Here is a 10,839-nt window from a genome sequence, read left to right on the forward strand (position 1 = left end):
GTATGGTAATGATACGGCGGTTTGCATGATGTTCTTCGTTATCATTGCGAGGGTGCGCAATGCCCGCAGCAGTCTCTGTGAGGGTGGGAGTTGCCTGCTGTTTGCCCCGCCGTGCCGGTGCGAGCCACCGGTGGCGGCAACCCACCGTCTTCTCCATTGTCATTGCGAGGGTGCGTCACACCCGCAGCAATCTCCTGCGAGAGTGAGATGAAACCACTGTTCATTCATTGCTATTGCGCGTCATCCAACCCTAAATCGCTCGCTTGCAGCAGCAATTGCCTGAGGGTAGGACGATACGTTCCATCGCCTCACCCCATTGCAATGATCTGAAGGTGCAGGATCTGACTGCCGTTTGCTCCACCATTGTCGCTTTTTGCTCACCATCCCTCATTCCCTACTCCCATCTCTCGTGGCCGCTCAACCGGCAACAACACCATAAATGTGCTACCCTGCCCTTCGCGGCTCTCGATCCAAATCTGGCCGCCGTGCAACTGCATAATCTCGCGGCTCAGATACAAACCGAGGCCCAATCCCTCGCCCCGCCGCCCCGGTGACCGGTAATAGCGTTGGAAGACCCGTTCTTGTTCGCTCACCGGAATGCCTAGCCCTTGATCGCTGACGCTGATCAAGACTGCTGGCGCGCTGTTAGCCGGCAGCAACGCGCTGCGCAGGCGTACGCTGATCACACTATCGGGTGGGCTGTATTTAATCGCGTTGTTGAGCAAGTTGGTCAATACTTGCCGGATGCGGACAGCATCGCAGACGATGAGTAATTCGGTAGTTTCGGTTTCGAGCAAGAGTTCACGATTGCCAGCGCTAGGCCGCTGTTGGTCAATCACTTGCTGGGCCAGCATCACCAGATTGGTTGGCTGGTATTGGAGATCGAACTGGCCGGCGTCGAGCCGTGACACATCGAGTAGGTTATCAACGAGACGCAGCATATGGGCGACTTGCTGGATGAGGATGGTCAGCCCGTGAATATCGCGCGGATCGCCGTCACGCTGCTGTTCGCGGCGGAGCAGGTGATCGGCATAGCTGCGCACCGCCGCCAGCGGGCTGCGCAGTTCATGCGCAGCCACGGCCAGAAACTCGTCTTTGGCGCGCTGTACCTTCTGGTTGGTTGTGATGTCGCGGAAGGTGATCACTGCTCCTTCCACATCACCTTGTTCGTTCACCGCCGGCGCGCCAGTGAAGCTGAAAAAGCGTTCGCTCCCGTCTGCCCGCCGGCGCATCAACCGGTAGTCGTAGAAGGTGTTGCCGCGCAAGGCGCGGGTAAATGGCAGATCGTCAGGCGTCAGCGGATTGCCGTCTAAATCGCGCAAATCGTATAAGTCAGGAATGGCAGCCAACGGCATCTCAAAGCTGAGGTTGTCTTGTTCGAGCAATTCATGCGCCGCCTGATTGGCCAAGGTTAAGCGTCCGTAACGATCACAGAGCAGCACCCCCTCGGCAATTGACTCGACGACCGTATTCAGCTTGCGACGCTCGCGCTGGCTGTCTTCATACAACCGCACGTTGGCAATCGCAAAACCGACCTGATTGCAGATCGGCATCAGCAAGTCCTTATCGATCTGGCTGGTCAAGTCAAGACCGCCAAAGAGGGCTAACACGCCGGTCACAGTGCCGCCGGCCAGCAAGGGCAAGTAGGCGGCAGCCGTCATCCCGGCGGCGATCAATGCCGTCTCGCCACGTTCGCTCAGCAGGGGCCGGATCGCCGGTTGGCCGTAACGCACGACTTCGGCGCATGGACTAGCATCAACCGGCGCTTGATCAAAACAGGCCAACGCAGCCACATCAATCCCGTGCCATGCATCGATCTGTAGGCGTTCTTGCGCCGGATCGAAGATCAGGAGCGCGCCCCTGTGGGCCGGGGTCAATTCCAACACGACGGTGAGCACACTCTGCACCAGATCCGTCAAATCGGCCGCGGTACTAATTGAGGTAACGACAGCGTCAAACGCTTTCAACCGCTGATTGCTCCGCCGGATCTCATCGTACAACTGGGCATTGCGGATGGCCGCCGCGACAATGCTGGTGATCATTTCGAGATTGTCCGGCTCCAGCTCCAGTGGTTCGGTATCAACGCCAATGAGTTCGAGTACACCAACAAACTGATTGCCGGCGCGCAATGGCGTGGCCGTAATCGTCAAGCTGCGCGGCACGAGATCGCTTAACTCTTGAAAGATGGTTTGGGCCTGCGCCGAGACCAACCCCTGCAATTCGCGGTAGCTATGCTCGCCGTGCTGTTGCACGATAGTGTCACGTTGCCATGCTAGACCGGCCACGCCCTCGCCTATCCGCAATTTAATTTGCCGCCATTGCGCTTCGAGGAGCGGTGGCATCGTTAACCCAGCCTGCGCCACTGGTTGCAATCCGCTAGGTGTGGCGAGCCAGAGGATCGCCGCGCGCAGCGCCGGCCCAACCTCAACAAAACTGCCGACCAGCGCCGGAAAGAGCCGTTCTGGCTCTTGCAACGCCAGCCATGCAGTGCTCGCCTGCATCCAACGCCGCACCCGCTCGGTTGGGATAAAGCGTGTATGAGGTTGGGTCATTGCGGCTAATTCTTGTTGCGGCTCGGTCATGGCGCTTGCTCTCCGTGCGACCATGCCACAGCACGCCGGATCCCCTCGGCTAGGGGTACCTGCGGTTGATAGCCCAACAGCTCGCGGGCGCGCCGGATGTCGGCAACATAGTAACCGACTTCACCGACTCGCTTGATTGGTTGCACGATGATGTCGGGCCGGCGACCAAGGGCAAGACCGATCAATTCGGCGGCGCGAATGAGGGTGTTACCTTCACCGTAGGCCAAATTAATCGTGCGGTTACCAACTTCTCCTCTCAATAAACGGGTGATCCCGCGCACAATGCCGTCAACGCAATCGTCAATGTAGGTAAAATCGAGCACCTTATCGCCGCCGAATACCGTTACCGGCTCACTGCGGCTGATCCGATGAATGAACAACGGGATGACCCGCTCCATCCGCGCTAAGTCATTGTCGTAGCGGCCATAGACGTTCGAGAAGCGAAAGACAATATAGCGCAGGCCATAACAGCGCGAGTAGGCGTAGATCAACGCCTCGCCGGCAATCTTCGAGGCCGAGTATGGGCTTTCGGTAAAGCTGAAATCGGCCCGCGTCTCTTCGGTGAGGTAGCGGTGAATGTCACCGTAGACTTCGCGTGACGAAGCAAAAATGATTGGCAGGTCATGCGCGCGGCAATATTCGAGCACGTTGTAGGTAATGTTGATGTTTTCGAGCGCGCGGTACGGCTCGCTCACCAGCTCGTAGACCTTGGCATTGGCCGCTAGATGTACGACCAAGTCGCACGCCGGATAGGGCGCACCACCGATCCCGGCCCGGAAGTCGCGCTGCGGCGTGGCAAGGTCTTGCAAGAGCGTTGGAATGCGGTCAGTCCACGGATTGACCCGCCGGTCAATCCCAAAGACCTGATACCCCTCCGCTAGTAAGCGCAGGCCGAGATTGGTACCGATCATGCCTGACGAGCCGGTGATCAAGATGCGCATCGCCGTACTATGTTCCTTACTGCGGGATTATGCGGTCTATTGCTCCTCAGTATATCACGCTCACTCATACCGCAACGCCGCGATCGGATCGAGTCGTGCCGCCCGGTCGGCAGGATAGAGACCAAAGAAAATGCCAACGGCAATCGACGTAACCGTCGCTAGCAAAATGGCGTCAAGGCTGACTTCAGCGCGGGCATTGGGCGAGAAGTTTGCCAGCAAGGCGGTGCCGATTGCGGCTAAGCCGTACCCTAGCGCAATACCGAGCACCCCTCCCATCAGGCTCAAGACTGTCGCTTCAACCAAAAACTGGAGGCGAATGTCGTTGCGCCGCGCGCCAACCGCTTTGCGTAGCCCGATCTCGCGGGTGCGTTCGGTCACGCTGACCAGCATAATGTTCATAATCCCAATCCCGCCCACTACCAACGAAATGGCGGCAATTGCCCCCAAAAAGATGGTGATCGCGCCAGTGATGGTCGCAAACGAACTGACCAGATCTTGTTGGGTGACGATGGTGAAGTTGTTGTTTTGGTAGGTCAGTCCGTTTCGTTGGCGCAGCAAGGCGGTGATCTGGTCGATCAGCTCATCAATGCTGTCTTCATCGCGGGCCTGAATATAGACGACTGTTACTTCGACCCGGCGGGCAACATTTTGTGCCGGCGGGAAGAGTCGGGTTTGGGCGGTCGTGATCGGTACGAAGATCTGGTCATCTTCGTTCGAGGCAAAACTGCCGCCGCGTTCGGCCATCACCCCGATCACTTGAAAGCCAATCCCATTGATCCGGATGCGCTGCCCAATCGGGTCCGCGCCGTCGGGAAAGAGGCGTTGCGCCACCCGGTGGCCGAGCACCGCTTCACGCGAACGCAATTCAATCGCCCGATCGTCAAAAAAAGTTCCCTCCGCCACCCGCGCATTGCGCACTTGCGGGTAATTGGCGCTGACGCCGGCGATCAGGGCGTCGTAACTGGCCCCGCTGTAGGTTGTGAGCGCGCGCCGGCTGAACTCGGCGCAGACGGCTGCGACCGCCGGTACGTTGAGCGGATCGGCGATAGCGGCAATGTCTTCGTTGGTCAAGCGCGGCGGCACTCGCCGGTTCGTTTCCGGGTCGTTGGTGCCGGGGAAGAGAAAGACCAAATTGCTGCCCAGCCCTTGCAATTCGCTGGTGACCAGCGTTTGGATCGCGCCCCCCAATGCCAGCAGCGCAATGACGGCTCCCACGCCGATAATAATGCCGAGCATCGTTAGAATAGCCCGCAGCTTGTTGGCCAGTAGGCTATTGAATGCAATGCGAAGCGCTTCAAGGATGTTCATAGACGTTGCTCCGCGCCATCACCGGTTACGCACGCCGGGAGGTGGCCCGCCGGCGTTAAACAGGTTGATCCGCGCATCTACCCCCGGCACATACACGCAACTGTTCAGGTCGATGTTGCCGGAGACGATCTCGATTACTTGATCGTTGCTCAACCCTAATTGCACGGCGACAGCCTGCAATGCCGGTTGCGGCGGGCGCTGCGCAATATCCACCTTGCACAAACCGGGATCGGCGGTGACATCAACGAAGAACTGGCCACTGGCGGCGCGCACTGCCCGGCGCGGCACGATCAATGCGTCGCTCTTCTCGGCCACGATAATGTCGGCGCTGGCCGACATCCCCGGCCTGACCGCCGCTGGCGGATTGTCGGTGACGATCCGTACCGTATACGCCGTGACCCCCGATTGCACAATCGAGAGCGGGTTGATCCGCGCTACCTTGCCTCGTAGATCGAGATTGGGCAGTGCATCAAGCACCAGTGTGACCGGTTGGCCCACCGCGATCTGGGCAACATCTATCTCATCAACGGTGACATCAACATAATAACCGCTGAGATCGGCCAGCACCACCGCTGGGCGAGCCGCGTTATAGAATTCACCGATCTCGAGGTTGACCTCGGCCACGACGCCGGTAATCGGGGCGGTGAGAGTCGCTCGCTCTAGCGCCAATTGCGCTTGGGCGAGGCTGGCGCGGGCACTGGCAACTTGAGCTTCGGCGCTAGCCAAATCGGCCTCGCTCGGCGGCGCAGTGATCCGTTGTAAGTTGGCCTCGGCGCTGGCAACCGCAGCTTGCGCGGCGGCCAAGCTGCCGGCTCGCTGATCGCCCAGCAACTTGTTCAGGTTGGCTTCGGCCTGCGCCAATTGGGCGCGCGCCGCCGCGACTTGGTCGCGATCAGCACCGGCCAAGATCCGTTCAAGGTTGGCCTGCGCGCTACGCAGTTGCGCTTCGGCTTGGGCAATGCCGGTAATTTCGGCTTGCTTGGCCTGCTCAAAGGCGACTTGGGCCTGCCGCATCTGCTCTTCAGCATTCTCGACCGCGCGCAATGCCGCCGCTTCTGTATCGAGTGCCGATTGTGGCAACGATTGGCCAAACCGCGCCAACTGCTGCTCGCGCTCGCGGTTTTCGTTGTAAATGCGGCTGTACTCGGCTTGGCGATCTCGCAAGGTGTTCGCCGCTTGCAACAACTGCGACTCGGCCCGCGTTTTGGCCGCCGACAGCGAGTCGCGTTGGGCTTGCAAGGCCGCTGCCGCCTGATCAACCTGCGCTTGCGCCTGCGCTACCTCGCTAGCTTTTGGCCCTCCTAAGAGCCGTTCGAGATTGGCTCGTGCCTGTTCAACTTGCGCCTGCGCCGCAGCCAGATCCTTCTCGGTCACGTTGCCGGTGGTTTGGCGCAGTTGCGCTTGCGCTTGAGCTAATTGCGCTTCCGCAGCCGCAACTTCGGCTTCGCGCGGCCCGACCCGTAGCCGGTCGAGGCTTGCTTGGGCTTGGGCTAATTGCGCCGCCGCCTGCTCGACGCGCAATTCCAGATCGCGCGTGTCGAGCCGGGCCAGCGCTTGTCCGGCTGTGACCTGATCTCCCACTTGCACCAGCACTTCGCTGATCAACCCGCTGCTGGTAAAGGTGAGATCGAGCACCTGCTGCGGCTGGATCGAACCACTCGCGTTGACCGTGGCACTAATTGGGCCGCGTTGCGGAGTGGTAAGCGCATAGTTGAGCCGGACATTCGTGGGTTGACCGCGATTAAAAAAGAAGAGACCGGCAACGATGCCTCCGATGATGAGCAACGCGCCGATCCCCCAAACGAGACGATTCTGGCGGCGGCGGAGGTGGGTTGATTGGCTCATAATGATCCTCAGTCGTTGTGACACACACACTACCTACCAGCATCATCATACTACGAAGCTGGGATAGTATTCCTACATTTGACGGGTGATTGTGAAAAAGGTTGCGGATCCGTGCGCCGTTTAGGCGCTGCGCGAGAGTGATGATGGGTTGGATTGACCATTGGTGGCGTGCGAGAGGTCGCCTTCGCTGATCAATTCAGTAATCCCATCGAGCAACAATTGCAGCAGATGCTCAAGATCGCGTAGTTGTTCGAGGCTAAACCGGGCCAGAATCCGATCCATATCAGCGCGGCGCGCCGCTTCGACGAGCGCCAATCGTTGTTCGCCTTGCCGGGTGAGCATCACTTGCACCACCCGCCGATCTTCGCCATTGCGCACTCGCCCGACCAGATGCTCGTCAATCAGCCGATCGACAATTCCGGTCAGCGTGCCGGCTGATTGTTGAGTAATCTCGGCTAATTCGCTCATGCGGCAGACGCCGGCTTCGCGAATGGCAAACAATGTGACCATCTGTGGCAGCGTCAGGTTGATTTCAGGCCGGCTGAGCGTTTGCAACAACTGCTTCTGGCTTTGCCACGTAATCTGGCGGACAATATCGTCAATTGCGCTGGTATGATGAGAGCGGGGGTTGTGCTCGTGCATGCACGTCCTCACTGGTAAGTATGCTCAAGGTGTAAATTATTCTGGCTACAAATATTTAGACTTCTGATAACCATCGTAACCGATTGCTGGTGGAATGTCAATGTCTTGCACAGGTAATATCCTAGCCTTTTTACCACTGTGCTATGCCCGATCCATTTTTGTGGTACCCTTCCGCACAGCAAGCAAACAATGATACGGAGGAAGCGATGACCACTGAGGACATGGCTCGTCTGGCTGCGCTTGGCCCGCTCGATGGCCGTTACCGCAACGATGTGGCGGCGCTGGCCGGCTTTTTCAGCGAAGCGGCGCTCTTTCGCTATCGGGTGCGGGTTGAGGTTGAGTATTTGATTTTTCTCGCGCGCGCCCGCGGCATCACGTTCGTGCCATCCCTAACCCCGCCGCAGCAAGCGGCGCTGCGCGCGCTCTACCGCCAGTTTAGCGATGAAGATGCGCTGGCGATTGCCGCGTGGGATCGACGGGTTAATCACGATGTCAAAGCGGTTGAGTATTGGTTGCGCGAAAAGCTGACGGCGCTTGGCTTGACCAGCCACCTTGAGGCGGTGCATTTTGCGATCACGTCCGAAGATGTCAACAATTTGGCCTATGCGCTTATGGTGAAAGAAGCGCGTGAGCTGGTGGTGTTACCGGCACTTGAAGCATTGCTCGAGCCACTACGCTGTTTGGCCGATGAAGAAGCGGCGACGCCGATGTTGGCTCGTACCCACGGCCAACCTGCCACCCCCACTACCTTCGGTAAAGAGATAAATGTCTTCTATATGCGCTTGCGACGCGCTATCAATGATGTCGCCGCCATCCGCATCACCGGCAAGCTCAATGGAGCCAGCGGCGTCTTTGCTGCCCATCAGGCGGCCTTGCCGCAGATCGACTGGCTTAAGTTTTCGCGCGCCTTCGTTCGCTCGCTCGACCTTGAACCGATCTTACTCACGACCCAGATCGAGCCGCACGATACCTTGGCCGCACTCTGCGACGCGCTCAAGCGGGTGAATGCCATTTTGACCGATCTTAGCCAAGATTGCTGGCGCTATATCAGCGATGGTTATCTCGTGCAGGCAGCGCGCGCTGGCGAAGTGGGTTCATCAACGATGCCGCATAAGGTGAACCCGATTGATTTTGAGAATGCCGAGGGTAATTTGGCCTTGGCCGGTGCGCTGCTCGAGCTGTTCAGCCGCAAGTTGCCCATTTCGCGCCTGCAACGCGATCTGTCCGATAGTACTGTGCTGCGCAATTTAGGGCTGGCCTTCGGCTATTGCCTGCTCGCTTATCGGCGCTTGTTGCGCGGCTTGCAGAAGGTCGCGGTTGATCGCACCCGCCTGCGCCGCGATCTCGAAGCCCATCCCGAAGTGTTGGCGGAAGCGATTCAGACCATCCTGCGCCGCGAAGGCTTTGCCGAGCCTTACGAGTTGCTGAAGGAGTTTACCCGTGGCCGCGCTCTCACCGCTGATGAGCTGGCCCGCTTCATCGCTAGTCTGCCGGTGAGCGATGCCGTGCGCGCCGAGTTGCAGGCGCTGACGCCGGCAGCCTATATTGGGTTAGCCGTAAAGCTTGCCCAACTTCGCGATGAGGCGACCGTCGGCAATTGGACGTGAGACGGCGGTCGTTATCGCGCGTGCTCTCTTGTCATGGCCAAGCTGCTTGAGCAGGAGCATCGCACCACGATGCCCCTGCTTAGGCGGTATATAACTATCGTTCGCTTCCCAATGGACGGAGCGAGATTCGTTTGCCAGATAATTCCACGACTCCAACTGGGAGGTTGGAGCCGCGCTGTTCGTTTGGCTCAACGTATGCACAATTTTGTATTTGCAATCTATTGGCAAAGCGTGTACACTAGAAGAGTACGTTGTGCTTGTTTGCACAGATATTGCGTATCGGCCTCGATATTCATTGCAGCAACGGCGACTCGCTCAATGTTGATACGATGCCTCGTAGTTTATTTCAACCTTGCAGCGGTGGCCGTTCTGGCATCTCTACACGCATGAACGCATTGTACACATTTCATTGTACCCTAGCAATCCAATGGCCTCTTGCCTTTGGCCCGGCGCTCAGATCAGAAAGGAAGGCAGAGGATGGCCGTGGTTGAATTAACCGTCTGCCGGCTTTGCGCGCGTAGCCGCCCCGATATTTGGCAGACGTTGGCCCGCCTGCGCGCTGCCCATCCCAACGAGCTGCACATTGTTGAGCTTGATTGTATGGCCGCCTGTGATGACGTGCCAGCAATTATGATCGAGTACGACTATCACCCCCGCGTGACGCCTCAGCAACTGGTTGAGTTGATCGAGAGCCGTCTGAAGGCGATGGCTGCGTCGTAGGGCAATATTTTTCACCTGCCGGTATGAGATTGGTCGTAAGATCCTTTCACACTGTCAGTGGGGAAGACTGGCGCGGGGAAGCGACGAGTTTACCGCCACGATGGGCACAGAGGATAAAGAAATGATGCTTCATGCTCGCCTCCGCTGCCCTCTGCGCTTTTGCGTTTCACCCTCTGCGATCTTTATGCCCTCTGCATCTTGATGTTAGCATCTTTACCTGCCGGCTGGGTAATCGCCCTCACCCCACTACGCCCTCAGTCACTTTGAGGAAGATCTCTTCCAGATTGCTGGTTTGGGCGGCAAAATGGGTAATCTCGACCTTATTCCGCACTAATTGCCCTAACAAGGCACTCACCGCATGGTCATCGCCGTCGATGTCTACCTCAATCCGCGGTGGGCCATCGTCGTTGAGCACCCGTACTGCCAGTACGTGTTCCGCGGTAGCGGCCACCTCAGCCGCTGCTTGCGCATCGCTGATCACATGCGCCACAAACGTGCGATGCGGGCGTAACGAACGCATAATGGTCTCGACATCACCCGATGCTAGCAACGTGCCGCGCTCGATAATGCCGATATGGGTACACATCTCGGCCAGCTCGGTGAGGATGTGCGAGCTGATCATGATCGTCTTGCCCAGCCGGCGCAACTCGCGCAGCAGTTCGCGCAATTCCACCCGCGCGCGCGGGTCTAGCCCGCTGGCCGGTTCATCTAAAATCAGCAACTGCGGGTCGTGGATGAGTGTGCGGGCTAGACTGAGCCGCTGTTTCATGCCGCGCGACAGCGACATCACATCGCTATCCCGCTTGTGACCGAGATCAACCAGTGCCAGCAGATCGTCAATGAGGGCAGGCCGGCGGGCCGGCGGCACGTGGTAAGCAGCGGCAAAGAAGTCAAGATATTCGGCGGCGGTCATGTTATTGTAGAAGCCGAACGAGTCGGGCATAAAGCCGACTGCGCGCCGCACCTCAGCGCGTTGATGCGTGACCGACGATCCCGCCACCCATGCTTCACCGCCTGATGGACGCAGCAGGGTTGTCAGAATCCGCATGGTGGTCGTCTTGCCGGCACCGTTAGGGCCAATAAACCCGTATACAGCTCCCGCCGGGATCTGCAAGTTCAAATGGTTGAGGGCAAGGTGTTCACCGTAGTAACGGGTCAGGTTTTTCGTTTCGACAATAGCGGTCATAAGCGATT

Annotated in this window: 8 protein-coding genes; 2 read left to right on the forward strand and 6 right to left on the reverse strand. The window is 58.4% G+C overall.

Annotated elements, in window-relative coordinates; all coding sequences use genetic code 11:
• Positions 1-377: 377 nt before the first annotated feature.
• The 5 genes from Q1A59_RS02310 to Q1A59_RS02330 all read right to left on the reverse strand — a co-directional run bounded on the left by Q1A59_RS02310 (position 378) and on the right by Q1A59_RS02330 (position 7,318).
• Positions 378-2,582: an ATP-binding protein gene (locus tag Q1A59_RS02310; protein WP_298404630.1), complete on the reverse strand. Its 2,205-nt coding sequence runs from the start codon at positions 2,580-2,582 to the stop codon at positions 378-380.
• The gene (locus tag Q1A59_RS02315; protein WP_298404628.1) at positions 2,579-3,523 is read right to left on the reverse strand and encodes an NAD(P)-dependent oxidoreductase; all 945 of its coding nucleotides are present in this window, start codon (positions 3,521-3,523) and stop codon (positions 2,579-2,581) included. Before Q1A59_RS02315 ends, Q1A59_RS02310 begins: the two co-directional genes overlap by 4 nt.
• Before the next feature lie 60 nt (positions 3,524-3,583).
• On the reverse strand, positions 3,584-4,831 hold the full coding sequence (locus Q1A59_RS02320) for an ABC transporter permease (RefSeq protein ID WP_298404626.1): 1,248 nt from the start codon (positions 4,829-4,831) through the stop codon (positions 3,584-3,586).
• An 18-nt stretch (positions 4,832-4,849) separates the two neighbouring features.
• Positions 4,850-6,676 carry an efflux RND transporter periplasmic adaptor subunit gene (locus Q1A59_RS02325; RefSeq protein WP_298404623.1) on the reverse strand — a complete coding sequence of 609 codons (1,827 nt, stop codon included), beginning with the start codon at positions 6,674-6,676 and terminating at the stop codon, positions 4,850-4,852.
• A gap of 120 nt (positions 6,677-6,796) precedes the next feature.
• Complete coding sequence (locus Q1A59_RS02330; RefSeq protein WP_298482286.1) at positions 6,797-7,318, reverse strand: MarR family winged helix-turn-helix transcriptional regulator; 522 nt, start codon at positions 7,316-7,318, stop codon at positions 6,797-6,799.
• A gap of 206 nt (positions 7,319-7,524) precedes the next feature.
• Here Q1A59_RS02330 and purB point away from each other — a divergent pair, with 206 nt between their 5' ends.
• Positions 7,525-8,925 (forward strand): adenylosuccinate lyase, encoded by a 1,401-nt coding sequence (gene purB / locus Q1A59_RS02335; protein WP_298404620.1) that lies wholly within the window; start codon positions 7,525-7,527, stop codon positions 8,923-8,925.
• 441 nt (positions 8,926-9,366) lie between these two features.
• Complete coding sequence (locus Q1A59_RS02340; protein WP_298404618.1) at positions 9,367-9,645, forward strand: NAD(P)H-dependent oxidoreductase subunit E; 279 nt, start codon at positions 9,367-9,369, stop codon at positions 9,643-9,645.
• Between the two features lie 238 nt (positions 9,646-9,883).
• On the opposite strand, the gene Q1A59_RS02345 is transcribed toward Q1A59_RS02340, so the two are convergent.
• Complete coding sequence (locus Q1A59_RS02345) at positions 9,884-10,831, reverse strand: ABC transporter ATP-binding protein (RefSeq protein ID WP_298404615.1); 948 nt, start codon at positions 10,829-10,831, stop codon at positions 9,884-9,886.
• Positions 10,832-10,839: the final 8 nt, after the last annotated feature.

The sequence above is a fragment of the uncultured Chloroflexus sp. genome, from assembly GCF_937951745.1.
Taxonomy (GTDB): domain Bacteria; phylum Chloroflexota; class Chloroflexia; order Chloroflexales; family Chloroflexaceae; genus Chloroflexus.